This window comes from Pelagimonas varians (assembly GCF_003208435.1).
GTDB classification, from domain to species: Bacteria; Pseudomonadota; Alphaproteobacteria; order Rhodobacterales; family Rhodobacteraceae; genus Pelagimonas; species Pelagimonas varians.
In genome coordinates this window covers 1-25,913 of record NZ_QKMF01000008.1, presented here as the reverse complement: position 1 = coordinate 25,913, position 25,913 = coordinate 1, and the positions used below count along the sequence as shown (strand labels likewise).

At 55.0% G+C, this 25,913-nt stretch carries 21 protein-coding genes; 15 read left to right on the top strand and 6 right to left on the bottom strand.

Features of this window, described 5'->3' with window-relative positions; translation table 11 throughout:
* Positions 1-16: 16 nt before the first annotated feature.
* Together C8N36_RS12110 and C8N36_RS12105 are read right to left on the bottom strand one after the other, a co-directional pair.
* On the bottom strand, positions 17-1,144 hold the full coding sequence (locus C8N36_RS12110) for an ABC transporter ATP-binding protein (protein ID WP_097805044.1): 1,128 nt from the start codon (positions 1,142-1,144) through the stop codon (positions 17-19).
* Between the two features lie 65 nt (positions 1,145-1,209).
* Positions 1,210-2,295 (bottom strand): polyamine ABC transporter substrate-binding protein, encoded by a 1,086-nt coding sequence (locus tag C8N36_RS12105; RefSeq protein WP_097805045.1) that lies wholly within the window; start codon positions 2,293-2,295, stop codon positions 1,210-1,212.
* A 153-nt stretch (positions 2,296-2,448) separates the two neighbouring features.
* On the opposite strand from C8N36_RS12105, the gene C8N36_RS12100 reads away from it, so the two are divergent.
* The 8 genes from C8N36_RS12100 to C8N36_RS12065 all read left to right on the top strand — a co-directional run bounded on the left by C8N36_RS12100 (position 2,449) and on the right by C8N36_RS12065 (position 14,565).
* Positions 2,449-3,123: a GntR family transcriptional regulator gene (locus C8N36_RS12100; protein WP_097805046.1), complete on the top strand. Its 675-nt coding sequence runs from the start codon at positions 2,449-2,451 to the stop codon at positions 3,121-3,123.
* A gap of 115 nt (positions 3,124-3,238) precedes the next feature.
* Positions 3,239-4,624 (top strand): aspartate aminotransferase family protein, encoded by a 1,386-nt coding sequence (locus C8N36_RS12095; RefSeq protein WP_097805080.1) that lies wholly within the window; start codon positions 3,239-3,241, stop codon positions 4,622-4,624.
* A gap of 378 nt (positions 4,625-5,002) precedes the next feature.
* Positions 5,003-6,811 carry a DNA mismatch repair endonuclease MutL gene (gene mutL / locus C8N36_RS12090; RefSeq protein ID WP_370739155.1) on the top strand — a complete coding sequence of 603 codons (1,809 nt, stop codon included), beginning with the start codon at positions 5,003-5,005 and terminating at the stop codon, positions 6,809-6,811.
* Positions 6,808-8,175, top strand: a complete 1,368-nt coding sequence (locus C8N36_RS12085) for a DNA recombination protein RmuC (RefSeq protein ID WP_097805047.1) — start codon at positions 6,808-6,810, stop codon at positions 8,173-8,175. The genes mutL and C8N36_RS12085 overlap by 4 nt, the downstream gene beginning before the upstream one ends.
* A 231-nt stretch (positions 8,176-8,406) precedes the next feature.
* On the top strand, positions 8,407-11,064 hold the full coding sequence (aceE, locus tag C8N36_RS12080; protein ID WP_097805048.1) for a pyruvate dehydrogenase (acetyl-transferring), homodimeric type: 2,658 nt from the start codon (positions 8,407-8,409) through the stop codon (positions 11,062-11,064).
* Between the two features lie 21 nt (positions 11,065-11,085).
* Entirely contained in the window at positions 11,086-12,336 is a 1,251-nt protein-coding gene (gene aceF / locus C8N36_RS12075) for a dihydrolipoyllysine-residue acetyltransferase (protein ID WP_097805049.1), read from the top strand.
* Positions 12,337-12,347: 11 nt separating this feature from the next.
* On the top strand, positions 12,348-14,081 hold the full coding sequence (gene lpdA, locus C8N36_RS12070; RefSeq protein ID WP_097805082.1) for a dihydrolipoyl dehydrogenase: 1,734 nt from the start codon (positions 12,348-12,350) through the stop codon (positions 14,079-14,081).
* Positions 14,082-14,235: 154 nt separating this feature from the next.
* Positions 14,236-14,565 (top strand): DUF3775 domain-containing protein, encoded by a 330-nt coding sequence (locus C8N36_RS12065; RefSeq protein WP_097805050.1) that lies wholly within the window; start codon positions 14,236-14,238, stop codon positions 14,563-14,565.
* Positions 14,566-14,573: 8 nt separating this feature from the next.
* Here C8N36_RS12065 and C8N36_RS12060 read toward each other — a convergent pair whose 3' ends face one another.
* The gene (locus tag C8N36_RS12060) at positions 14,574-15,827 is read right to left on the bottom strand and encodes a DNA polymerase IV (protein ID WP_097805083.1); all 1,254 of its coding nucleotides are present in this window, start codon (positions 15,825-15,827) and stop codon (positions 14,574-14,576) included.
* Positions 15,828-15,940: 113 nt separating this feature from the next.
* On the opposite strand from C8N36_RS12060, the gene C8N36_RS12055 reads away from it, so the two are divergent.
* Genes C8N36_RS12055 through C8N36_RS12045 form a run of 3 tightly spaced genes read left to right on the top strand, consistent with a single transcriptional unit; the run spans position 15,941 to position 17,526 of the window.
* A complete protein-coding gene (locus C8N36_RS12055) occupies positions 15,941-16,834 on the top strand; it encodes an SPFH domain-containing protein (RefSeq protein ID WP_097805051.1) in 894 nt (297 codons plus the stop codon).
* Positions 16,834-17,106, top strand: a complete 273-nt coding sequence (locus C8N36_RS12050) for an NfeD family protein (RefSeq protein WP_097805052.1) — start codon at positions 16,834-16,836, stop codon at positions 17,104-17,106. Before C8N36_RS12055 ends, C8N36_RS12050 begins: the two co-directional genes overlap by 1 nt.
* Before the next feature lie 3 nt (positions 17,107-17,109).
* Positions 17,110-17,526 carry an NUDIX domain-containing protein gene (locus tag C8N36_RS12045; protein ID WP_097805053.1) on the top strand — a complete coding sequence of 139 codons (417 nt, stop codon included), beginning with the start codon at positions 17,110-17,112 and terminating at the stop codon, positions 17,524-17,526.
* A 28-nt stretch (positions 17,527-17,554) separates the two neighbouring features.
* Here the strand turns inward: C8N36_RS12045 and pyrF are convergent, their stop codons facing one another.
* Together pyrF and C8N36_RS12035 are read right to left on the bottom strand one after the other, a co-directional pair.
* On the bottom strand, positions 17,555-18,250 hold the full coding sequence (gene pyrF, locus C8N36_RS12040) for an orotidine-5'-phosphate decarboxylase (protein WP_097805054.1): 696 nt from the start codon (positions 18,248-18,250) through the stop codon (positions 17,555-17,557).
* Between the two features lie 55 nt (positions 18,251-18,305).
* Complete coding sequence (locus C8N36_RS12035) at positions 18,306-18,578, bottom strand: hypothetical protein (protein ID WP_097805055.1); 273 nt, start codon at positions 18,576-18,578, stop codon at positions 18,306-18,308.
* A 206-nt stretch (positions 18,579-18,784) separates the two neighbouring features.
* Here C8N36_RS12035 and clpB point away from each other — a divergent pair, with 206 nt between their 5' ends.
* Positions 18,785-21,397 (top strand): ATP-dependent chaperone ClpB, encoded by a 2,613-nt coding sequence (gene clpB, locus C8N36_RS12030; protein WP_097805056.1) that lies wholly within the window; start codon positions 18,785-18,787, stop codon positions 21,395-21,397.
* 59 nt (positions 21,398-21,456) lie between these two features.
* Here clpB and C8N36_RS12025 read toward each other — a convergent pair whose 3' ends face one another.
* A complete protein-coding gene (locus C8N36_RS12025) occupies positions 21,457-21,900 on the bottom strand; it encodes a DUF302 domain-containing protein (RefSeq protein WP_170125866.1) in 444 nt (147 codons plus the stop codon).
* 116 nt (positions 21,901-22,016) lie between these two features.
* On the opposite strand from C8N36_RS12025, the gene C8N36_RS12020 reads away from it, so the two are divergent.
* From C8N36_RS12020 to msrQ, 3 genes are all read left to right on the top strand, one after another.
* The gene (locus C8N36_RS12020; protein ID WP_097805057.1) at positions 22,017-23,510 is read left to right on the top strand and encodes an FMN-binding glutamate synthase family protein; all 1,494 of its coding nucleotides are present in this window, start codon (positions 22,017-22,019) and stop codon (positions 23,508-23,510) included.
* 161 nt (positions 23,511-23,671) lie between these two features.
* Positions 23,672-24,571, top strand: coding sequence for a protein-methionine-sulfoxide reductase catalytic subunit MsrP (gene msrP / locus C8N36_RS12015; RefSeq protein WP_097805058.1), 900 nt, complete (start codon positions 23,672-23,674; stop codon positions 24,569-24,571).
* Positions 24,571-25,167 carry a protein-methionine-sulfoxide reductase heme-binding subunit MsrQ gene (gene msrQ, locus C8N36_RS12010; protein ID WP_097805059.1) on the top strand — a complete coding sequence of 199 codons (597 nt, stop codon included), beginning with the start codon at positions 24,571-24,573 and terminating at the stop codon, positions 25,165-25,167. The genes msrP and msrQ overlap by 1 nt, the downstream gene beginning before the upstream one ends.
* Positions 25,168-25,913: the final 746 nt, after the last annotated feature.

Here is a 25,913-nt window from a genome sequence, read left to right as displayed (position 1 = left end):
GGGGATGGGCTGCCGGTCATATGCCGCCCTCCAGCACCACCGCAGCCGTGGCGGAAAAGCTGAGCCACACGCTGTCTTCCCAAGTGATCTGACGTCTGGACACGCGCCGGGTGTTCGCAATCTGTGCCTTGACCATCGTGCCGGTCTCCAACTGCACATGATAGGTCGACAAGTTCCCGAGATAGGCAATGTCGATCACCTTGCCGCGCAAGACATTCGGAGCATCTGGCCGTTCGACTGAAATGCTGACTTTCTCGGGTCTCAGGGCCAAGACAACCCGCTTTCCGGCCAGCGCCTGATCCGAATTTGTGGAAACCAAGGGGGCTGTATTCTCACCCCATGTAATTTGCACCCCAGATTCGGCCTTGGTCGCATTGCCTTCGATCAGGTTCACGTCGCCAATAAAATCAGCGACATAGACAGAATTCGGGGCTTCGTAGATCACATCGGGGGTTGAAACCTGAACGATCTTTCCGTGATCCATCACGGCTACGCGGCTGGCGACGGTCATCGCCTCTTCTTGGTCATGGGTGACAATGACAAAGGTTGTGCCAGTGCTTTCTTGAATGTCCATTAGTTCAAACTGGGTTTCGTGCCGCAGCTTTTTGTCCAGCGCCCCAAGGGGTTCATCAAGCAAAAGCAGCTTTGGGGCTTTTGCCAAAGACCGCGCCAATGCAACTCGCTGGCGTTGACCACCGGATATCTGGTGCGGTTTTCGGCGGGCGAACTTTTCCAATCGGGTGAGACGCAACATTTCATCAACGCGTGCGGCGATCTGATCCTTGGGCTGGCCTTCGCGTTTCAATCCGAATGCAATGTTTTCCCAAACGGACAGATGCGGAAACAACGCGTAGCTTTGGAACATCATGTTCACTGCCCGCTTGTTTGGCGGCACATTGCCAATGTCCTGTCCCGCCAGCAAAATTTTCCCTTCGGTCGGAGTTTCAAACCCGCCGAGCATTCGCATCATTGTCGTCTTGCCGCAGCCAGAAGGGCCGAGCAGGGCGAAAAACTCACGCTCGAAGATTTTCTGAGACAGGTTGTCGATCGCCGTAAAATCGCCAAACCGTTTGGTGACGTTCACAAATTCGATCAATGGTTTTTGCTGGGAATCTTCCCAGGGTGCGAAGACGGATTGCGCCATGTCTCTTCCCGTTTAATGGGGCCTGCCCCGAAACTATCGGGTGCAGGCCGATTTGTATTAAGGGATTAGATTCCTGATTTGATACGAGTCCAAAGGCGGGTCGCGACCCGCTGAACTTTGGCCGGATACGGATCCTTGATATAAGTCGCATCCAGCGCCTCGGGCGACGGGTAGATCGCAGGGTCTTCGATCAACGCCTGATCAAGGAATTCCTGTGCGGCCTTGTTGCCATTTGCATAGAATACATAGTTCGACGCGGCAGCCATGTTTTGAGCATCAAGGATGAAGTTCAAGAATTGATGCGCACCCTCGGGGTTCGGGGCATCGACGGGAATGGCCATCATATCAAACCACATCAACGCGCCTTCTTTGGGAGCGTTATAAACGATGTCTACACCAGCAGCAGCCTCGGCTGCGCGGTCGCGGGCCTGCAAGATATCGCCAGACCACCCTACGGCAACACAGATGTCACCATTTGCCAGCGCATTGATGTATTCGCTTGAGTGGAATTTTTGGATGTGCGGGCGAACGGCTTCCAACACGGCGGCGGCTTTTTCTAAATCGTCTTTTTCGTTGGTGTTGGGGTCAATGCCCAAATAGGTCAGCGCCGCCGGGATCATCTCGTCCGGGGCGTCAAGGAAATGCACGCCGCAACCCGCAAGTTTTTCCATATTCGCAGGGTCAAAGACCAAGGCGAGGCTGTCGATTGGGGCATCGTCACCCAAGGTTTCTTTGATCTTGGCGGTATTTACACCAATGCCAGTGGTGCCCCACATATAGTTGATTGCGTAAGTGTTCTCGGGGTCAAATTGGGCGGTGCGCGTTTGAATCACATCCCAAAGATTGCCGTAGTTTGTCAGCTTGGACTTGTCCAAAGGCTGAAACGCCCCAGCCTGAATTTGCCGTTGCAAGAAGCCGCCGGTTGGCACCACGACATCATAGCCAGAACCACCGGCCAGCATTTTGGTTTCGAGCAGCTCGTTGCTGTCAAAAACGTCATAGATGAGCGTTAAGCCGGACTCTTCTTCGAATTTTTGCAACAAAGCTTCGTCGATATAATCGGACCAGTTGTAAACGCGGACCTCATCCGCGCTGGCCATTCCGGCGATCAGCGCTAGCATGGCAGTCAACGTGGTGCATGTCTTGATCATCTTATTCTCCTAGCTGGACTCAGGGTCTTTTTTGCCCCGTCTGCGAATTTTGATCATAAGTTGCGTTGCAAAGCAACTTTTGCGATGCTTGCACGGAAGAATTACCTCGGCAAGGTCTCGGATTGACCTTGATAGACTACGGGAAGTGAATTGATGAAAACACAGGCACGAAGAGCCGAAAGTGTAGGGTTACCAGCGCATGAGCAGGTTTATCGCGATTTGCGGGAATCTATTCTGTTCGGCGTATTTAAGCCCGGAGAAGCCCTGACTATTCAAGGACTTGTAGAGCGTTTGGGTGTTGGAATGACACCAGTAAGGGAAGCTCTGCGCCGGTTAACGGCAGAGGGGGCTTTGTTGGCGCTTGGGAACCGCCGGATTATGGTTCCAGAGTTGGATTTGCCGGCCGTCGAAGAATTGATTGAGGCCCGGCTTGCGCTTGAACCGATGCTTGCCAAAAAGGCTGCAATACGGATCAAGCCAGAGGACATAGATCTGTTGACGGCTATTGATGAGCGACTCGATCAGGCGATTGAACGCGGCGATGTGCCTTTGTATCTTCGTGAGAACCACGCCTTTCATGAGGCGTTGAACCGGCTTGCAGAGGCTCCGATCTTGACCGCTATGATTGAGGGGCTGTGGCTGCGGTTTGGGCCCTCCCTTCGAATCGTATGCGGACAATTTGGAACCAAGAACCTACCGGACCGCCACAAGGAACTGCTTGCTGCCCTAAAACTTGGCCACGCCGAAGGTGCGATGAAGGCGATGCAAGACGATGTGGTTCAAGGCATGGACATGATCCGGCAGTCCTTGCTGCAAGATCAGGTCTAGGTTTCAGCTTGATGTTTGCAAAATGTGCAGCTTGGGCATGGTTCAACTGTTCACAGTGATTGACAGCTGGGAATTTGATCATATTCTTGCGGTGACCCTATTAGAGGCCAGTCCCATGACCATTTTATCCACCAACACACCTTCCGAAGAGCTGCGCCGCGTCGACGCTGCACACCACATGCATCCCTTCACCAATAACTCGGAATTGGGCGATAAGGGCGCGCGCGTTGTAACCCGTGCATCAGGCTGCTGGCTGACTGATAGTGACGGCAACCGCATTTTGGATGCGATGGCGGGCCTGTGGTGCGTCAACATTGGCTACGGCCGCGAAGAATTGGCCGAAGCTGCCAAACGGCAGATGTTGGAGCTGCCCTACTACAACACCTTTTTTCAAACCTCGCATGTCCCGGCAATCGCCCTGGCGGCCCGGCTGGCAGAACTGGCTCCGGGGGACCTTAACTCGGTCTTTTTTGCGGGGTCCGGGTCAGAAGCAAATGACACCAATTTGCGCATGGTGCGAACCTACTGGCAGGCCAAAGGGCAACCTGATCGCAATGTGATTATCGGACGCTGGAACGGGTATCACGGGTCGACCGTTGGCGCGATGAGTCTTGGCGGCATGAAGGGCATGCACGAACAGGGCGGTGTTCTGGACGGTATCGAACATATCGATCAGCCCAACTGGTGGTCAGAAGGCGGCGATATGAGTCCTGATGAATTTGGGCTTGAGCGCGCACGTCAGCTTGAGGAAAAGATCCTTGAGATCGGGGCCGACAGGGTTGCGGCCTTTATCGCAGAGCCGGTGCAGGGGGCGGGTGGCGTGATTATTGCACCTGATACCTATTGGCCTGAAATCCAGCGCATCGTCGACAAATACGGGATTTTGTTAATTGCGGACGAAGTGATCTGCGGATTTGGCCGGACAGGCAACTGGTTTGCATCGCAGGCGCTTGGCCTGCGCCCGCATATCATGACCATCGCAAAAGGCCTGTCATCAGGCTATCAGCCGATCGGCGGGTCTATTGTTTGCGACGAGGTGGCCGAGGTCATCGGCGGTGTCGAGTTTAACCACGGCTATACATATTCCGGTCACCCGGTGGCCTGCGCCGTCGCGCTGGAAAACCTGCGCATTATGGAAGATGAAAAGATCGTCGAGCGGGTCCGCGACGATACCGGCCCCTATCTAAAGGAGCGCTTCGAAAGCCTTGGCGATCACCCTTTGGTGGGTGAGGTCAAGATTATTGGCATGATGGGGTCGCTTGCTTTGACACCGAACAAAGCCATCCGTGCGCCTTTTACCTCGGATGTCGGGACCGTTGGGTTTATCTGCCGCGAACGCTGTTTTGCCAACAACCTGATCATGCGGCACGTGGGAGACCGGATGATTATCTCTCCGCCACTGGTGATTTCACGCGACGAGATTGATACGCTGGTCGAACGCGCGCGTCTCAGCCTTGATGAAACGCTGGTTGCGCTTCAAGCGCAGGGGTTGATGGCTTAGGCCGCCGCGCAATTGTGTTCCGGCATTACACATGCATGCTGGAACAAACCCGATCAATTTGGGATGCATGAATTTGTGTTTAGGAGCGCCGAGTGGCTGAAACTGGGCGAAACCAAACCTTGGCGAAGGCCGCGCCATAAATGTTGCTGATGGTTTCATAAGCGACGAGGGAAACTGGCATTTTGCATACTCCTGTTACACGAACTTCTCTATCTGTTAGGTCAAAGCTAGAGACATAAAGTTGCTTTAGATATGCGACTTTTGGAGCGTTCTTACTTTTGCGGTGACCTGATGTTGATGCGCTGGTTTGTTCATTCTTTGTTTCAGAATCGCAGCGGCTCTGCTAAATTTAGTGGCATGAACACCCAAGCCCCCAATATGCGCCCAGTTATCCGTCAACTTGACGATGCCTCTATCAACCGGATTGCTGCTGGTGAGGTGGTGGAACGCCCTGCGTCAGCGGTCAAAGAACTGGTAGAGAACGCCATCGATGCCGGTGCGCGCCGTGTCGAAATCGAAATTGCGGATGGTGGCAAGACGCTAATCCGGATCACAGATGATGGCTGCGGCATGACCGGAGATGAGTTGCCTTTGGCCTTGTCACGGCATGCGACGTCCAAAATTGATGGCTCGGACCTGTTGAACATCCATTCGTTCGGGTTTCGCGGCGAAGCTTTGCCCAGTCTTGGGGCTGTCGGCCGTTTAACCATCCAAAGTCGCGCTCAAGGGTTCGAAGCGGTTGAGCTGAGTGTTGAAGGCGGCGAAAAATCTGCCCTGAAACCCTGTGCCTTGAACGGCGGCACCGTTGTGACCCTGCGCGATCTGTTCTTTGCCACGCCGGCACGGTTGAAATTCCTCCGGTCGGACAGGGCCGAGATGATGGCGATTAGCGATGTGATCAAGCGATTGGCGATGGCCGAACCTTCGGTTGGCTTCATCTTGCGGGATGTGTCCGGCGGCAAAGATCGGGTTACATTTCGGGTTGAACCTGAGACGGGTGATTTGTTTGACGCGTTGCGCGGACGTTTGGGCCGTGTGATGGGCGGGGAATTCACCGAAAACGCACTGGCGATCGATGCAGAACGCGAAGGGTTTCACCTGACTGGATATGCCGCGCTGCCAACTTATTCACGCGGCACGGCCGTTGCTCAACACCTCTTTGTCAACGGCCGTCCGGTGCGGGATAAAATGCTGATTGGCGCGCTGCGCGGGGCTTATCAGGATTTCCTGTCGCGCGAACGTCATCCAGCGGTGGCGCTGTTTGTAGATTGTGATCCGCACAAGGTGGATGTCAACGTGCACCCTGCCAAATCCGAAGTTCGGTTTCGTGATCCGGGTGTGGTGCGCGGGCTGATTGTCTCGGCGCTGCGTCACGGTTTGGCCGAGGCAGGGCATCGCGCTTCGACCACGGTGGCCGGAGCAACGCTGGGGGCAATGCAACCGGAGCCGATGCAGCCACGCGTTTATCAAATGGATCGGCCATCCCCGAGTGCCCGCTTGGCATCTTATCAGGCACAAGCGCCCGGATTTTCGGATTTGTCTGATAGTTACTCTGGCCGTGTTTTCGAACCGGACACGCCAGCGCCAGAGCAACCTGCGCTGGAAGGATTGCCGCTTGGGGCGGCCCGTGGGCAGGTTCACGAAAACTACATCATTGCGCAGACCGAAACGGGCATTGTTTTGGTCGATCAGCACGCCGCACACGAACGCCTTGTCTATGAAAAGCTCAAGAACCAGATGGCGCAAAACGGGGTTGCGGCTCAGGCCTTGCTGATTCCCGAAGTGGTCGAACTGTCACCGGACGAAACGGCCTCCATCTTGGCGGTGTCTGATGAGCTGACCAAAATGGGGCTGACCCTTGAACCCTTTGGCGGCAGTGCGATTGCCGTGCGTGAAACGCCAGCGATCCTTGGCGAAGTGAATGCCAAGGCGCTGATCCTGGATATTCTGGATGAGCTTTCGGACCTAGGTCAAAGTCAGCTTGTTCTGGAAAAGATCGAGGCAATCCTGAGCCGTGTCGCGTGCCATGGATCGATCCGGTCAGGCCGCCGGATGCGGGCCGAAGAGATGAACGCGCTGCTGCGCGAGATGGAAGCAACCCCGCATTCCGGCCAGTGTAACCACGGCCGCCCGACGTATGTTGAGTTGAAGCTAAGTGATATCGAAAGGTTGTTTGGACGCACATGATCCAAATCGGAGACCAAGCCTATTCACTCCAGGACCCGGCTGTCTTGGCTGTATTGGGGGCGGGGGTTGTCCTGCTATTGATACTTGTGTTGTTGATTTCCAGCGTGCGACGGGCGGGCCGTACGGCTCAGACCTCGGAAATGCTGGCCCATGCGCTGACAGATATGTCGACCCGCGTAGAACATCTTGCCAATGGTCAAGGTCATCTGGAGGGCAGCTTGAATGCGGTTGGCCACCAGCAAGTCCAAGCTGCAACGCAACTTACTATTCTGATGGAGCAGCGGCTGGGGGAGGTGCAATTGCGCCTACATGAAGACATGTCCAAAGCTCAGCGCAACACCGGTGAACATCTGGCCCACATGCAACAATCACTGTCTGATAATATGGCGGTCCAGCAATTGAAATTGTCTGAAACGCTGGGTCAAAACCAAATCCGCCTGCAAGAGAACATGGCAGATTTGCAGATGAAAACCACGCTGTCGCTGACCGAAATGCAAGAAAAGATGGGCATTGCATTGAACGGCAGTGCCAAAAACACCGCAACATCATTGTCGGCTTTGCAAGAGCGGTTGCAAACCATCGACAAAGCGCAGGAGAATATCACCAAACTGTCTGGTGACGTGCTGACCTTGCAAGACATCCTGTCGAACAAGCAAACACGCGGGGCTTTTGGTGAAATCCAGTTGACGGACATTGTATCCAAGGCCCTGCCAAAGGACAGTTATACCCTGCAAGCGACACTTTCGAACGGAAAACGGGCGGATTGCCTGATCCATCTTCCCAACCCCCCGGGTCCGATTGTTGTGGATGCCAAGTTCCCGCTTGAAGGTTACGAGGCGCTGCGCAATTCGACGACAGACAGCCAAGTGGTCGAAGCGGCGCGGATGTTAAAAACGTCGGTACGCAAACACATCAAGGATATATCGGAAAAATACATCCTTGAGGGCGAGACTGCGGATGGTGCTTTGCTGTTCCTTCCGTCCGAGGCGGTCTACGCAGAGTTGCACGCAAATTTTCCGGATTTGGTGCGCGAAGGATTCGCAGCGCGTGTTTGGATCGTGTCCCCAACAACCTGTATGGCAACTTTGCATACCATGCGCGCGATTCTTAAGGATGCGCGGATGCGGGAACAAGCTGGGGCCATTCGCAAGGAATTGAGCCTGCTTTCACAAGACGTAGATCGATTGGGAACACGTGTCGGCAGCCTTGATCGTCACTTTGGGCAGGCAGCCCGTGACATCGAAGATATCAAGATTAGTTCTGAGAAGGCCGGTAAGCGGGCAAGAAGGTTGGATAATTTCGATTTCGAAGAATTGGCCAAAGATGATGTTACCAATGTTGTGCCTCTCTCTGACAAAAGCTGATTTAGAAACACTCTAAAGTTTAATGTTAAACTACATGCCATGCGCGATGCGCATGGAAGCTATGCGCGTGCCTATCTGCCGCAACGTCGTTTGACCTGTTAGACCCCAAACCCAACGCGATTGCAGAAGCCGCTCAACTTGAGTAACCTTCTAAAAGTCGCAGTGAAACGCCAGTTGGTTTAATATTAAACCAAATAGATGCGCCAGCGGCGCAATTAAGGGAGAGGACATATGACAGATCACTCGCAAGACATTGATCCGGTCGAGTCCCAGGAATGGCAGGAGGCCGTCGAAGACGTCATCCAGCGTGACGGTGCAGACCGTGCCCATTTCCTGTTGGACAAAGCGGTACAGCAAGCACGAGCAGCCGGGGCCAAGTTACCGTTCTCATCAAACACACCATATCAAAACACCATTTCAACAGATGACGAAGTTGAGATGCCCGGCGACACTGACATGGAATGGCGCATCCGCACCATCAACCGTTGGAACGCCATGGCGACTGTTGTGCGTCGCAATAAAGAAAGCAGTGAATACGGTGGACACATTGCGTCGTTCGCGTCCTCTGCTGCGTTTTACGACGTTGGTCTGAACCACTTCTGGCGTGCCAAAAGCGCGATCCACGGCGGCGACTTGGTGTTTTTCCAAGGCCATGTGATCCCTGGCATCTACGCGCGTTCCTTCATGGAAGGTCGTTTGACCGAAGAGCAGCTCGACAACTTCCGTTCCGAAGTCTCTGGTGGCGGGCTGTCCTCTTATCCTCACCCTTGGTTGATGCCTGACTATTGGCAGTTCCCAACTGTTTCGATGGGCCTTGGCCCGTTGATGGCGATCTACCAAGCGCGTTTCATGAAATACATGCACAACCGTGGCCAGATCGACATGGCCGACCGCAAGGTATGGTGTTTCCTCGGTGACGGCGAAATGGACGAGCCGGAATCAATCGGCGCGATCCATCTGGCGGCCCGCGAAGGCCTTGATAACCTGATTTTCGTTGTGAACTGCAACTTGCAGCGTTTGGATGGACCGGTCCGCGGAAACTCCAAGATTGTTCAAGAACTCGAAGGCAACTTCCGCGGCTCCGGCTGGGACGTTATCAAATTGCTTTGGGGCAAGGGCTGGGATGAACTTCTTGAGAACGACACCTCGGGCAGATTGCGCCAGTTGATGGAAGAAACCGTCGACGGTGACTATCAGACCTTCAAATCCAAAGACGGCGCGTATATCCGCGAACATTTCTTTGGCAAATACCCTGAAACAGCCGCGCTGGTTGCGGATTGGTCCGACGATCAGATCTGGGCCCTGCGCCGTGGCGGGCACGAGCCTAAAAAGGTGTATAACGCCTTCAAACGTGCGACCGAAGCCAAAGGCCAACCAACCGTTCTGTTGATCAAAACGGTCAAGGGCTACGGCATGGGAACGGCTGGCGAAGGCCAGAACACGACGCACCAACAAAAGAAAATGGCCGACGATCAGCTTAAGGCGATGCGCGACCGGTTCAATATTCCGGTCAGCGACGAAGACCTCAAAGACAAAGTGCCGCTGGTCAAACTGAACAACGCTCAAAAAGCTTATCTTGCTGATCGCCGCAAAGATCTGGGCGGGGAATTCCCCAAACGCTTTACTGGTGCGCCAAGCTTGGAAATTCCAGAGCTTGAGAAGTTCAAAGCGCAGCTGGAAAGCACGGGAGATCGTGAAATTTCCACCACAATGGCCTTTGTCCGTATTTTGACCACGCTGTTGCGTGACAAGAAAATCGGCAAGAACATTGTGCCGATTGTGCCGGACGAAAGCCGGACTTTCGGTATGGAAGGCTTGTTCCGCTCGGTCGGGATTTATAACCCGAAGGGTCAGCAATATACACCTGAAGACCGCGATCAGATGATGTTCTACAAAGAATCTGAAACAGGTCAGGTTTTGCAAGAAGGCATCAACGAAGCCGGCGCTATGGCGGATTGGATCGCGGCAGCGACGTCCTATTCCAACCACGGCGTGCCGATGATCCCGTTCTTCATCTACTATTCGATGTTTGGCTTCCAGCGGATTGGCGATTTGGCTTGGGCCGCAGGCGACAGCCGCGCACGTGGCTTTATGCTGGGCGGCACTGCCGGTCGGACCACGTTGAACGGCGAAGGCTTGCAGCACGAAGACGGACATAGCCATATCCTTGCGGGCACTGTTCCGAACTGCGTCAGCTATGACCCGACCTTCAGCTACGAAGTCGCCGTCATCGTGCAGCACGGCATGAAGCGGATGTATCAAGACCAAGAAGATGTGTTCTTCTATCTGACCTTGATGAACGAAAACTACGCACATCCTGAAATGCCGATGGGGGCCGAAGAAGGCATCATCAAAGGCCTGTACCGCATGACAAAAACCGCCAAACCGGCGAAAAAGCATGTGAACCTGATGGGCTCTGGCACGATCCTTGTGCAGGCGATCAAAGCTGCGGAAATGCTGAAAGAAGATTTTGGCGTAACGTCGGACATCTGGTCGGCAACCTCGCTGAACGAATTGGCGCGTGATTGTCAGGATGTGGCCCGCCACAACCGTTTGAACCCGTTGGCTGAACCGCAGACATCTTATGTTGCGCAGCAATTTGCGAATGCCAAAGGTCCGATCATCGCTGCCACTGACTACATGAAGAACTACGCCGAGCAGATCCGCGCCTGTGTGCCGGGCCGCTATACGGTTCTGGGCACTGACGGCTTTGGCCGCTCGGACAGCCGGGTCAACCTGCGCCGGTTCTTTGAAGTGGACGCGAACCACATCGCAGCGGCGGCCATGGTCGATCTCTACCGCGACGGTTCGATCAGCGAAAAAGATCTCGCAGCAGCTCTGAGCAAATATGACATTGACGGCAACAAGCCGAACCCGCGTCTTGTGTGATTGCGGATAGGAGGACAGATTATGACCGTAGAAGTAAAAGTTCCCGATATCGGCGATTTCGATAAGGTTCCTGTAGTGGCCATTTTGGTCAGTGTGGGTGACACAATTGCCGTCGAAGATCCAATCATCGAACTGGAAAGCGACAAGGCCACGATGGAGGTTCCTTCCTCTGCTGCGGGTGTCGTCAAGGAAATCAAGGTCGCCGAAGGTGACGAAATTGGCGAAGGTGCCGTGGTTTTGATTCTGGAAGCGGCCGGTGCGGCTGCTGCACCAGCCGAAGCCCCCAAAGCTGCGCCAGCCGCAGCGGCGGCACCGGCGGCTGCCCCTGCACCTGTTGCAGCAGCTCCGGTGACAGACGCCGGTTTTTCAAAGGTTCACGCATCGCCATCCGTTCGGGCCTTTGCCCGCCGGGTTGATGTAGAACTGGGTAAAGTGAACGGCACGGGCCGCAAGGGCCGCATCTTGCGCGAAGACATTGAGAAGGCGCTTAAATCCAGCGTTTCCCCAGTGGCGACTGCAGCGGCGCAGGGCGGATCAGGTATCCCGCCAATCCCGGCCGTCGATTTCAGCAAATTCGGTCCGACCGAAGATGTCGAAATGCCCCGGATCAAAAAGATCTCTGGCCCGGCTTTGCACCGGTCATGGCTCAACATCCCGCATGTCACCCATAACGACGAAGCGGACATCACCGATCTGGATAAGTACCGCAAGGAAATGGATACGCACGCCAAAGAAAACGGCTATCGCGTGACATTGCTATCCTTTGTGGTCAAAGCTTCTGTTTCGGCGCTTAAACAGCACTGGGAATTCAACAGCTCGATCCATCCTGATGGCGACAAGCTGATCAAAAAGGACTTCTACAACATCGGCTTTGCGGCAGATACGCCAAACGGCTTGATGGTTCCTGTAATCAAAGATGCTGACCGCAAAGGTTTGGTCGAAATCTCTCAAGAGCTCATGAGCCTGTCCAAAGCGGCCCGTGAAGGGAACCTGAAGTCCAAGGACATGCAGGGCGCAACCTTCACGATTTCCAGCCTTGGCGGCATTGGCGGCACCTCGTTCACTCCGATTGTGAACGCACCAGAGGTAGCGATCCTTGGCCTGACACGCAGCAAAATGGCACCGGTCTGGAATGGTGAGGAATTCGTTCCCCGCCTGATGCAGCCCTTGTCGCTGTCTTATGATCACCGCGCTGTCGACGGTGCCTTGGCTGCACGGTTCACCGTGACGCTCAAGAACCTGCTTGGCGATATGCGCAAGTTGATGTGGTAAGGGGAATGACCATGGACGTTACAGTACCTGATATCGGTGATTTCGCCGACGTGCCCGTGGTTGCGATCTTGGTTTCGGTTGGTGACACTGTCGCCGCCGAAGACCCGCTGATCGAACTGGAATCCGACAAAGCCACATTGGAAGTGCCTTCGCCTGCTGCAGGCGTTGTCAAAGAAATCAAGGTTGCCGAAGGGGACAATGTTTCCGAAGGATCGTTGATTTTGGTTCTGGAAGGCGCTGGTGCAGCTGAGGCCCCCAAAGCCGAAGCAGCCCCAACGGCCGCCGCCCCGCAAAGCGTTGCCGCCACTGGCACCGCAACCGGTGCAGGCGATGTGCATGCCGAAGTTGTTGTTCTTGGCTCTGGCCCGGGCGGTTATACTGCGGCCTTCCGTGCCGCGGATCTGGGCAAAAAGGTCGTGTTGATCGAAAAGAACCCTGTTTTGGGCGGTGTCTGTCTGAACGTGGGCTGCATTCCATCCAAAGCGCTGCTGCATGTGGCCAAAGTCATCACCGAAGCCGAAGAAATGTCTTCGCATGGTGTGACCTTTGGCAAACCGCAGATTGACCTCGATGAATTGCGCTCGTTCAAAGACAGCGTTGTCGGTCAGTTGACGGGGGGTCTTGAAGGGCTGTCCAAAGGCCGCAAGGTGCAGATCGTGCGCGGTATGGGCACCTTTACCGGTTCGAATATGATTTCGGTCACCGGCGCAGAAGGCACCACCACGGTTTCCTTTGATCAATGCATCATTGCGGCGGGGTCCGAACCTGTTGCGCTGCCGTTTATCCCCGAAGATGACCGGGTGATCGACAGCACTGGCGCACTGGAACTGAAGGACGTTCCGGAACGGATGCTGGTTTTGGGCGGCGGGATCATTGGCCTTGAAATGGCCTGTGTTTACGACGCCTTGGGCTCGAAAATCACCGTGGTTGAGCTGATGGATCAGATCATCCCCGGTGCGGACAAAGATATCGTCAAGCCACTGATGACACGCATCAAGGGCCGCTACGAAAACATCTTCCTCAAGACCAAAGTGACCGGCGTCGAAGCGACCGATGCAGGCATGAAAGTCACCTTTGAGGATGACAAGGGCGAAAGCTTCTCCGACACTTTCGACAAGGTTCTGGTGGCTGTCGGCCGCAAGCCGAATGGCAAGTTGATCGCAGCCGATCAAGCCGGTGTTGCAGTGGATGATCGCGGCTTTATTGCCGTCGATAGCCAGCAGCGCACGGGTCAGCCGCATATCTTTGCGATTGGCGATGTGGTGGGGCAGCCAATGCTGGCGCACAAAGCGGTCCACGAAGGCAAAGTGGCCGCCGAAGTTTGCGCCGGTCACAAGCGCCACTTTGACGCCAAACTGATCCCGTCGGTGGCCTACACCGATCCAGAGGTTGCATGGTGCGGCGTCACGGAAACCGAGGCAAAGGCCAAAGGTATCACCTATGAAAAGGGTGTGTTCCCTTGGGCCGCGTCGGGCAAATCCCTGTCTAACGGACGGAGCGAAGGCATTACCAAGCTTTTGTTTGATCCCAGCGATGATCGTATCATCGGGGCCTGCATCGTGGGCACCAACGCTGGCGATCTGATCTCGGAAACAGCTTTGGCGATTGAAATGGGCGCGGATGCGGTCGACCTTGGTCATACCATTCACCCGCACCCGACCCTGTCTGAAACGGTGAACTTTGCCGCCGAAATGTTCGAGGGCACAATCACCGACCTGATGCCGCCCCGCAAACGCAAGAAGTAAGCGCGGTACATCAAGATAAAGAGGGCAGGGGAAACCCTGCCCTTTGTGCATTTCGGACCTCCGGCACTTGATTTGCGCAAGATCAAGGCGGGTCTTGTCCCCTCAGCGCATGATCCCAGAGCGAAACAGTCATATTCTTTGCAGGAGACGCGACATGGGAATCATCGGGGACAAAATCGCTGTCCGAAAAGTGGCCGCCATCATCGTTATGGCCCGCGAATTAGATCGGGCAGAAAGCGAATTGCGTGCCTTCATCGACCGTATGGATGAGGAAGAACAAGCAGCCTTGGTTGCTGTTATGTGGATCGGACGCGGGGCCTTTGAGGCCGAGGAATGGGACGAAGCCTATGCCACAGCCGTTTCCGAAGCGACAACACCAACTGCCGACTACCTGATTGGGACACCGCATTTGGTGGACAATCTTGAAGGCGGGTTAGAGGCGATGGGCTTTGATGCCATCGACGAAGAAGACCAGCTTTTATAACGCAAAACCTAACGCAAGGACCGGCCTTTGAGGATCGCGCTTTCGCCAAAGCGGGCGCGGATTTCATCGGTCGCGCGTTCGGCCTTGGCCCGTGTTCCGGCCTTTGGGTCCAGCAGATCGCCAGCGCGGTCTGCGTCTTCCTCTGGACCAAGATGTGAAAGGCCTGCGCCGATCAATCGGTAGGGCCCTGTCCCCGGAACCTGATCAAACAGCGCCCGTGCCGTGCGATAGATGCGATCGGCGATATGGGTGGAATCGGGCAAGGTGACCCGTCTGGTTATCAATTTGAATTTCGAATCTTTGAGTTTGAGCGTCACAACTCGCCCCGCCAGTGCGCGCGCCTTTGCCCGATCCGACACTTTTTCGCATAGGCGCCACAGGTGCCCGTCCAGAATATCAACGTCGCCGGTATCTTCGTAGAAAGTGGTTTCATTCGAGATGGATTTGATTGGCGCATTGTGCTGAACGCCGCGGTGATCCTCGCCGCGCGCCAAGTGCCAAAGCCGGTCGCCCATTGACCCGAACCGCTGAGACAGCGCCTCGCGATCCCACCGCATCAAATCTTCGAAGGTGCGGATACCAGCCCGTTCCAACGATTCTTGCGCCACGCTGCCGACCCCCCAAATCAAACGCACCGGTTTCGGGCGCAAAAAATCAACGGTTTCGGCCTGACCAATCACCGAAAACCCGCGGGGTTTGTCCAAATCTGAAGCGATCTTGGCTAAAAATTTGTTGTGTGACAGTCCGATAGAGCCAGTAATGCCCAATTCCGCCTTCATTCGGGAGACAAGCCGTGCCAGCATGACAGCGGGGGGCTGGCCGTGCAATCGTGCGGTGCCGGTAAGGTCCATAAACGCTTCGTCCAGCGACAGGGGCTCGATCGAAGGCGTCATTTCCTCCATCATTGCACGGATAGCTTTTGAAGTTTCGACGTAGACATCCATGCGCGGTTTCACAACGACTGCGTCGGGGCATTTTTTAAGCGCTTGAAACATAGGCATTGCAGATTTCACACCGCGCATTCGGGCGATGTAGCAGGCTGTCGACACAACGCCGCGCCGCCCGCCGCCTACAATCACGGGTTTGTCCGCCAGTTCTGGATTGTCGCGTTTTTCGACGCTGGCATAAAAGGCGTCGCAATCCATGTGTGCGATGCTCAGATCCCAAAGTTCGGGATGCGCAATCACCCGTGGCCGTCCGCAAGATGGACAACGGGGCCCCGTTTCAAAACAGGTCAGACATTCGCGGCATAGGGACGGCATAGATCCAAGATACATCCCGCCGCGCGAATGAACAATCAGGGTATGGCTTTCAGGACTTTCATTTTGCATGAAAATCCCCATCTTGGTGACAAGATCTTTCAGGAGAGTGAATTATGGATATCGAAGCAATCCTTGCCGAAGTCACCAGCGGAAATATTGTGATTTTATTGCTTGCCGCACTTGTTGTGTTGATGGTGCTGCTTGGGGTTCGGATTGTGCCGCAATCCGAGAAATATGTTGTGGAACGGTTCGGCCGGTTGCGCTCTGTTTTGGGGCCTGGAATCAACATTATCGTGCCATTTCTGGATCGGGTGCGCCACAAGATCTCGATTCTCGAGCGGCAACTGCCGAACGCAAAACAAGATGCGATTACGACGGATAACGTTTTGGTGCAGGTTGAAACATCGGTTTTCTACCGCATTACAGAGCCGGAAAAGACTGTTTACAGAATCCGGGATGTGGACGGCGCAATTGCGACCACAGTCGCAGGGATTGTACGCGCCCAAATCGGTAAGATGGAGCTGGATGAGGTGCAATCCAACCGCTCTCAGTTGATCACTCAGATCAAAGAAAACGTCGAAGACGCGGTTGATGATTGGGGCATCGAAGTGACACGCGCCGAGATTTTGGACGTGAACCTCGATCAGGCAACCCGCGACGCGATGTTGCAGCAATTGAATGCGGAGCGTGGACGCAGGGCGCAGGTAACCGAGGCTGAGGGCGAGCGCCGCGCCGTTGAACTTGCCGCTGATGCGCAGCTCTATGCCGCCGAGCAAGAGGCCAAGGCACGCCGTATTTCAGCGGATGCCGAAGCTTATGCAACCGAAGTTGTTGCCCGGGCGATCAAAGAAAACGGGATCGAAGCAGCCCAATATCAAGTTGCCCTTAAACAAGTAGAGGCTTTGGTCAAAGTGGGCGAAGGGGCTGGGAAGCAGACTGTTTTGCTGCCAACAAACGTCTTGGACGCCTTTGGAGATGCGTTCCAAATGCTGAAGGGCGGCAAGTGATGTGGGATCAGTGGTGGCTTTGGGTTGGCGCGGGAATCATTTTGTTGATCGTTGAGATCTTCGCGCCGGGGTTCATTTTCTTGGGATTTGGCATTGGGGCTTTTGTCGTCGGGGTTATTCTGGCTTTTGGCGGCGGGGTGCTGTCATCGCTGCCCGTTGCTCTCTTGGTGTTTGCGGTTTGCTCGCTGATAGCGTGGTTTGTGATGCGCAAACTGGCGGGCGAACGAAAAGGGCAAATCAAGATTTGGGACACGGACATAAATGACGATTAGACGATGAGTGATCCTCGCCGCGATTTCCTTGGGTGCAAGGTGATGTTGTTCGTGGGGGCACAGTTGGTTGTTTTGATCAGGGATCATACGCCGGGCATTGTCTGGCCGGGCTATTTGGATTTTCCGGGCGGCGGCCGCGAGGATGGGGAAAGTCCTGAAGACTGTGCGTTGCGCGAAGCCTTTGAAGAAGTGGGGCTGGATCTATCCCCGTACGATCTGACGTTGATCCATATTCGGGACAATGATGGAAAGATCAGTTGGTTTTTTGCCGCCCATCTTCCGGAAAGTGCGCGGACCGATATTCGCTTTGGCGGTGAAGGCGATGGGTGGCAATTGATGCCACCCCATCAGTATGTGTCCCATCCCAAAGCCATCCCGCATTTCGCCCGTATCTTAGAGAGCTATTTAGCGTCTGACTGACAGCCAAGCGGTTTTGAGAGGCCGCCGGTCAGACGGTTTTCAATTCCTCAATGATCGCTTGTGCAGCGGCACGTGGGTTGGCGGCCTGATGGATTGGACGACCAACCACGATATGATCGGCCCCGTTTGCGATTGCAGCGGCTGGTGTCGCGATCCGTTTTTGATCGCCATGGTCTGCGCCAACCGGGCGAACGCCGGGTGTTACGATCAGTTTTCCCTGTGCCTCTGGCAAGGCGCGGATCAAAGCTGCTTCATTGGGGGACGCGATGACACCGTCAGCGCCGGCTTCAAACGCACGGGCCGCGCGGGTTGCGACTAGATCGGGGATGTCGCCAGCCTGGATCAGCGAGGCATCCAAGTCTGCGCGATCCAGTGATGTCAGGATAGTTACCGCAAGGATTTTCATGTCCTTGCCTGCTGCGCCTTCTTTTGCGGCACGAACAACATGAGGATCACCGTGAACCGTGAGGAAGTCCAGATCGAACTGGGCGATGCCGCGCACGGCAGCCTCAACCGTCGCGCCAATATCGAACAGCTTCATGTCCAGAAAAATGCGTTTACCGTGTTCGGCCTTCAGCTCATTGGCGAGGGCGAGCCCGCCGCCGGTGAGCATACCAAGCCCGATTTTGTAGAACGAGGCGCTGTCGCCCAGCTTCTCAACCAAATCGATCCCCGCAATTACATTGGGAACGTCGAGGGCAACAATCAAACGGTCATCTGACATAGGATCCGGCCTTTTTCTAAGAAACGGCTCCTTTTGCGGCGCGGACCGGCAATCGTCAAGCCGTCTTGGGCGATAGGCCATGTGGTAGAAAACCGGGAGCAAGCCGAATAGCGCCCTTTGACCGGTATTCCGGCATGTGGCGTGTTTGGCGAAGCGCCTCGGCCAATAGCAACAAACGATGTCGGCTTTGAGTGATCTCAATCCGGCGGGGTAAGGTCAGCGAGACATTGATGCGGGTGTCACCTGCAATCAAAGCAATCGACCCTTGCATCGCACCGCCGGGGGCGTCATCGCAAAAACCGTCATATTCAACCTTGGTTATCATCATAACAGGCACCTCCACGCGGCAAACCTGCGTGTGAAAGTTTTAAGATCGAGTGCATCTGTATCTAAAATTGGATTGGTATTTTTGGCGATGTTGCCCCTTGAAGGCGGAGGCTTGAATTGCCATCTTTTAACCGAGGCCCTGAACGGTTCGTGTGCTGCATAGCGGGCACGATTAGACCCAAGGGCGCTTGGACAAAGGAGAAGGCGATGAACCTAGAAAAGTTCACGGAGCGTTCGCGCGGCTTTATTCAGGCTGCACAAACAATTGCAATGCGGGAAAGCCATCAGAAACTGGCCCCCGAGCATTTGCTAAAAGCATTGATGGATGACGAACAGGGGCTGGCTAGCAACCTGATCAAACGCGCAGGCGGAGAGCCTGACCGCGTTGTGCAAGTCATCGATACCAAAATGGCCAAAATCCCCAAAGTGTCTGGTGATGCCGGGCAGGTCTATCTTGACAGCTCGACTGGCAAGGTGATCGACGAGGCCGAGAAAATTGCCAAGAAAGCCGGTGACAGCTTTGTACCTGTCGAACGGTTGTTGATGGCGCTTGCGCTGGTAAAAACCCCGGCGAAAGAAGCGCTTGAGGCTGGCAATGTATCCGCCCAAAACTTGAACGAAGCGATCAATGATATTCGCAAGGGCCGGACCGCTGACAGCGCCACGGCTGAGGAAGGTTATGACGCGCTGAAGAAGTACGCGACTGATCTGACAGAATCTGCACGCAACGGCAAAATTGACCCGATCATTGGCCGCGACGAAGAAATTCGCCGCACCATGCAGGTGCTGAGCCGTCGGACCAAGAACAACCCTGTGCTGATCGGTGAACCCGGTGTTGGTAAAACTGCGATTGCCGAAGGTTTGGCGCTGCGCATCGTAAATGGCGATGTACCTGAAAGCCTGCGCAACAAGCAACTGATGGCGCTCGACATGGGCGCGCTGATCGCCGGGGCAAAGTATCGCGGTGAATTCGAGGAACGCTTGAAGGCAATCTTGACCGAAGTCACTGAGGCTGCGGGCGAAATCATCTTGTTCATCGACGAAATGCACACGCTGGTTGGCGCGGGCAAGGCGGATGGCGCGATGGATGCGTCCAACTTGCTGAAACCGGCCTTGGCGCGTGGTGAATTGCACTGCGTTGGTGCAACCACACTGGATGAATACCGCAAACACGTCGAAAAAGACGCGGCGCTTGCGCGGCGGTTTCAACCGGTGTTGGTCGAAGAGCCGACGGTAGAAGACACGATTTCGATCCTGCGCGGCATCAAAGAAAAGTACGAGTTGCACCACGGTGTACGGATTTCGGACAGCTCTTTGGTGGCGGCTTCGACCTTGTCGCATCGCTATATCACCGACCGGTTTTTGCCGGACAAAGCCATTGACCTGATGGACGAAGCGGCCAGTCGTTTGCGGATGGAAGTGGACAGCAAGCCAGAAGAGCTGGATGCGCTGGACCGTGACATCTTGCAAAAGCAGATCGAAGTTGAGGCCTTGCGCCTTGAAGATGACCAAGCCTCCAAGGATCGTTTGGCGAAGCTGGAGTTGGATCTAGGCAATCTGCAAGACGAATCTGCACAGATGACAGCCAAGTGGCAGGCGGAACGCGACAAGCTGGCCTCTGCCCGTGATCTGAAGGAGCAGTTGGATCGTGCACGGGCTGGTCTGGATCAGGCCAAGCGTGAGGGTAATCTGGCCAAAGCCGGAGAGCTGTCTTACGGCATCATTCCAGAGCTGGAAAAGCAGCTGACAGAAGCAGAAAACAGTAACGAGGTGATGGTCGAAGAGGCAGTGCGCCCTGAGCATATCGCTGCCGTTGTCGAACGCTGGACCGGTATTCCGACATCAAAAATGCTGGAAGGTGACCGCGAAAAGCTTTTGCGGATGGAAGATGATCTGCACAACCGTGTGATTGGTCAGGATTTGGCTGTGACAGCGGTGTCGAATGCGGTGCGCCGGGCGCGTGCCGGTCTGAACGATGAGAACCGGCCGCTTGGTTCGTTCCTCTTCCTTGGGCCGACCGGTGTCGGTAAAACCGAGCTGACCAAAGCGGTGGCTGACTTCTTGTTCGATGATGACAATGCGATGGTTCGTATTGATATGTCCGAGTTCATGGAGAAACACAGCGTGGCACGTCTGATCGGAGCTCCTCCCGGTTATGTTGGTTACGAAGAGGGCGGTGTTTTGACCGAAGCTGTGCGGCGCAAACCCTATCAGGTTGTGTTGTTCGATGAGGTCGAGAAAGCGCATCCCGATGTGTTCAACGTGCTGCTTCAGGTGCTTGATGATGGTCAGTTGACGGATGGCCAAGGCCGAACCGTGGACTTCAAGCAGACGCTGATTATCTTGACGTCAAACCTTGGGTCGCAGGCGCTTAGCCAATTGCCCGAAGGTGCAGATGCGGCCACGGCCAAACGCGATGTGATGGATGCGGTGCGGGCTCATTTCCGCCCCGAGTTCCTGAACCGTCTCGATGAAACGATCATCTTTGATCGGCTAAAGCGCGAAGATATGGACGGAATCGTTGAAATCCAGATGGCGCGTTTGTTGAAGCGGTTGGCAGCCCGTAAGATTGAGCTGGAACTGGATGATGGTGCCAAGCAATGGTTAGCTGACGAAGGCTATGATCCAGTGTTTGGGGCCCGCCCGCTGAAGCGGGTGATTCAGCGGGCGCTGCAAAACCCCTTGGCAGAAATGCTGCTGGCGGGGGATGTGGTGGACGGCGATCTGATCGTTATCAGCGCGGGGTCCGATGGGTTGATCATAGGCGATCGGGTTGGGGCCACAAACAGGCCCAAGCCAGACGACGCAGTGGTTCACTAAAATAGAAAGGCCCGCCTGATTGGCGGGCCTATTTTCGATTGACGGAATTGGATGAAACGTCAGTCCAAACCAACGGCGCTGCGGGCGATTCCGTCCAATAGGGCTTCGACTTCTTTCATGGCCCCTTCGGGGTAGGTCCGGAACCCGATGGTTGTCACGTCCGGCGTGTCAGGGCGGACCATGACGAAGATGTCATAGGGGCAAAACACGATATTCATCGGGTCGGCTTCCATGACTTTGCGAGACACTTGGGCCGAGCAAAAGCTGAACACATCAGCATCATTGAACAAGACCACGTCCGACCCCATATCAACGCGGGTCCGTTCCAGCATCGCTCCGGTGTGCGACACGCTGTCGATGACCAATCCAGCGTCCAGAATTGCATTTTCGAGTCCGAACACCACATCGTCGAAACTGTCTTCTGTGTCATAGGTGATCATGTCCGCAGCCACCGCTGCAGATGTTATCAAGCTTAGCGCCAGCGCGCCGATCAGCGTTTTCATGCTCTCTCCCTTTCACGATACCAGCAGCGGGGCTGCCATTTGTCTTGGTTAATGTCACAGTAGCGCCATGGCTGTGGTTTGCCCTGAGGCAAACCGACACATTCAGGGAGTCGCATATGGATTACGCAATGGCCGCGCTGGAGTATTTGGCGCTTTTGTTTGTTTTGTTTTTAGGGGTCGGGTTAGGTGCGGTTGTGGTGCTTTTCTTTGTGGATCGCCGCCAAAAAAGCGACGCGATCCGGCGCAACTATCCGGTTATCGGACGGTTTCGGCACTTGTTCACCGAACTTGGTGAGTTTTTTCGCCAGTATTTCTTTGCCATGGACCGCGAAGAAATGCCGTTCAACCGAGCGCAACGCAACTGGGTGTCACGTGCTACTGTCGGGAAAAGCAATACAATCGCTTTTGGGTCCACCCGAAATCTGAATGTGCCCGGTACGCCGATCTTTATCAACGCGGTCTTCCCACCGCTGGACAATCAATACGCTTCGACCGAACCGATGCAAATCGGGCCGCATTGTCGGCATCCATATGACGCGCCGTCCATCTATAACATCTCGGGTATGTCGTATGGGGCTTTGTCAAAACCGGCGGTTCAGGCGCTCAGCCGGGGGGCGGCCAAGGCGGGCATTTGGTTGAACACAGGCGAGGGCGGGATGTCACCGCACCACTTGGAGGGTGGCTGCGATATTGTCTATCAGATCGGAACCGCGAAATTCGGGGTGCGCGATGCCGATGGCAATCTGAGTGATGAGAAGCTGCGCGAAGTGGCAGCGCGGCCCGAAGTCAAGATGTTTGAGATCAAGCTGAGCCAAGGTGCCAAGCCGGGCAAGGGGGGGATTTTGCCTGCTGCCAAGGTCAGCAAGGAAATTGCTGCAATCCGTGGCATTCCAGAAGGGCAGGCGGGGATTTCCCCAAACCGACATAGCGAGGTGGACGACTTTGCCGGTTTGCTTGATCTAATCGGCCATATCCGCGAGGTGACCGGTAAACCGGTTGGTTTTAAAACTTGTATGGGGTCTTCGGACCCATGGGTGGCACTGTTCGAGTTGATCAAAGAACGCGGGCCGGAATATGCGCCGGACTTTATAACCGTTGATGGGGGCGAAGGCGGAACAGGTGCGGCCCCGATGCCCTTGATGGATCTTGTCGGGATGCCCCTGCGTGAAGCTTTGGTGCGGATGACTGACCTGAGGGACCAATACAACCTGCATGACCGCATTCGCATCATTGCCAGCGGTAAGCTGATCAATCCGGGCGACGTTGCCTGGGCCATTTGTGCAGGTGCGGATTTTGTGACCTCGGCGCGTGGCTTCATGTTTTCGCTGGGGTGCATTCAGGCGCTCAAGTGCAATAAGAACACCTGCCCGACCGGAATCACCACCCATGACAAAGGCCTGCAAAAGGGACTTGTGGTGCAGGAAAAAGACAATCGCGTCGCGGCGTTTGCCCAGTCTATCATATATGAGGTGGAAACCATCGCGCATTCGGTCGGTGTGGCAGAGCCGCGGTTGATGCGGCGCAGGCATGTACGGATTGTCCGTGACGATGGCAGTTCGGCCCGAATGAATACGATGTCGCCTTCTTTTCCGAGAGCCGATGCGCCCTAAACTGGCAGGGCAGAATACCCTTTTTGATCACCCAATCCCCGGGACTTGTTTTCAGGCCCGGGGGGACAAGTGTTACAGACCGGCACGGCAACGTGAGGTGATTTGCATTGGTCGGTGAACGCGGGTGCCTTATCTAGACTTCAACAACCAAGGAGAACCAAATGGCCAAGCGCTGGACCAACGAATTAACACGTGCTGACGTAACACCCGAGAAAAGCTTTTTGAATCGGCGGCAGATTTTGGCTGGAATTGGCGCGGGCGCAGCGATTGGTCTGGGTGGTTCGGTGCAAGCGCAAGAGGACCTCAAGCCCAACTCGTGGGAAGAGATCACCAGCTATTGCAACTATTACGAATTCGGCACTGGCAAAGACGACCCATCCCGCAATGCGCGGGCGCTGACCACTGACCCTTGGACCGTCAAGATTGACGGCATGGTGGACCGGCCCGGTGATTACGCGTTGGGTGATATCCTGGCGAAGATGACCATCGAAGAGCGCATCTACCGGTTCCGCTGCGTTGAAGCCTGGTCAATGGTTGTGCCTTGGAACGGCTTCGAGTTGGCGGATTTGCTGAATATGGCGGGTGTCCAGACCGATGCCAAATATGTGGCCTTTGAAACTGTCTATCGCCCCGAAGAGATGCCGGGCACCCGTTATCCGGTTCTGGACTGGCCCTATGTCGAGGGCCTGCGTCTGGACGAAGCAATGCACCCGCTGACATTGATGGCGACTGGCCTCTACGGAAAGCCGCTGCCCAACCAAAACGGCGCGCCGCTGCGTTTGGTGGTTCCGTGGAAATACGGTTTCAAGTCGATCAAATCCGTGGTCCGCATCACCTTGACTGATACTCAGCCCCCCACAAGCTGGAACAAGTCGAACGCCCGTGAATACGGTTTTTACAGCAATGTGAACCCGACCGTCGATCATCCGCGCTGGTCCCAAGCCACTGAGCGGCCAATTGGTGGCGGATTGTTCGCCAGCAAAAAGGATACGTTGATGTTCAACGGGTATGACGAAGTTGCCAGCCTGTATGACGGCATGGATATGGCCAAGAACTTTTGATGGTGGATCGTTTCAACGCCCTTGCCCGTCGGTTGCCCACTTGGGCCGTCTATCTCATAGGCGTCTTGCCCGCCCCTTGGTTTCTCTATCTTGGGGCGACGGGCGGCTTGGGCGTTGAACCTATCAAGGCGTTGGAGCACGAATTGGGGGCCTTGGCCTTGCAACTGCTAATATTCGGGCTTTGCATTACGCCGCTACGGCGCTTCGCCGGGGTCAATCTAATCAAGTTTCGCCGCGCCATCGGCCTGTTGGCATTCTTTTATGTGTTTTTGCATTTGTTGGTCTGGGCCATTCTGGATGTTCAAGTGTTGTCCCAGATTTGGGCGGACATCGTGAAGCGTCCCTACATAACTGTCGGCATGCTGGGCTTTGCCATGTTGATCCCGCTTGCAGTTACCTCAAACAACTGGTCCGTACGCCGTCTTGGACCGACGTGGCGCAAGCTGCACAAATTGACATATGTCGCTACCGTACTCGGGGGCGTCCACTATCTGATGTTGGTCAAAGGCTGGCAATTGGAGCCTTTGATCTACCTACTGGTGATCGCGGCGATCCTGTCACTAAGAGTCAAATTTCAAAACCTTCGCCACGCGTAGGTCTTGAGTGGAGCCAAGCACAGGCGCAATGCGCAGTCAGTTGTTCGGCGGGGAGCAAAAGCTTGCAATGCTGCTTTCCCCGCCGAAATGCGGCTTCTTCTTAAAAATCCCGCTCCAGCGATTTTTTATGTTTCCCCAGGGGGCTCAGTTCATTGTGGCCCTGAACCGAGGACGCAGGGCGCGTCGTCTCCGACGACGGAAAACTGTCAGACGTCTGATTCCAAAGTATCCAGATGCTATTTCGAGCACCGCTTCAACTTTCCATGGGTCGGCGGCTGCACATGCGATGCAGATTCGTCCAGAACCGAAGGGGCGATTCCTGTTCAGACCTCAAATGTGAGCGATGCTATGTGGATATCTCTGTGGGATTCTTGGGGATAGATCAATTGAATTGCCGCAATGCAGCGATAGGTTGTGTTGTGAGGGGCGTACGCACTCGATTGCTGAAGGGGATTTCCATTAACTAATTGATTTCAATTGATTTTCGTGAAAGTTTCAAAAAAGGGAGTAGTTATTGCGAAAAGGGGTTGCGGGCGTATTGAGTTGGAACTAGAACCCCCTTCACCGGCGGCGCTGAGGCGCTAACGGTTACCCGGAGCGGCAGACGCAGGCGGCGCTAGACAGAGTTTAGCAATGCGGAATTTGCACTCCACGTTATTTGACATTGTGACTATCTGAAGAGATATGTGGGCAGTTTTGGTTCATTCGATGAACAAATGTCTGCATATCAGCATTCCTAGGGGCTT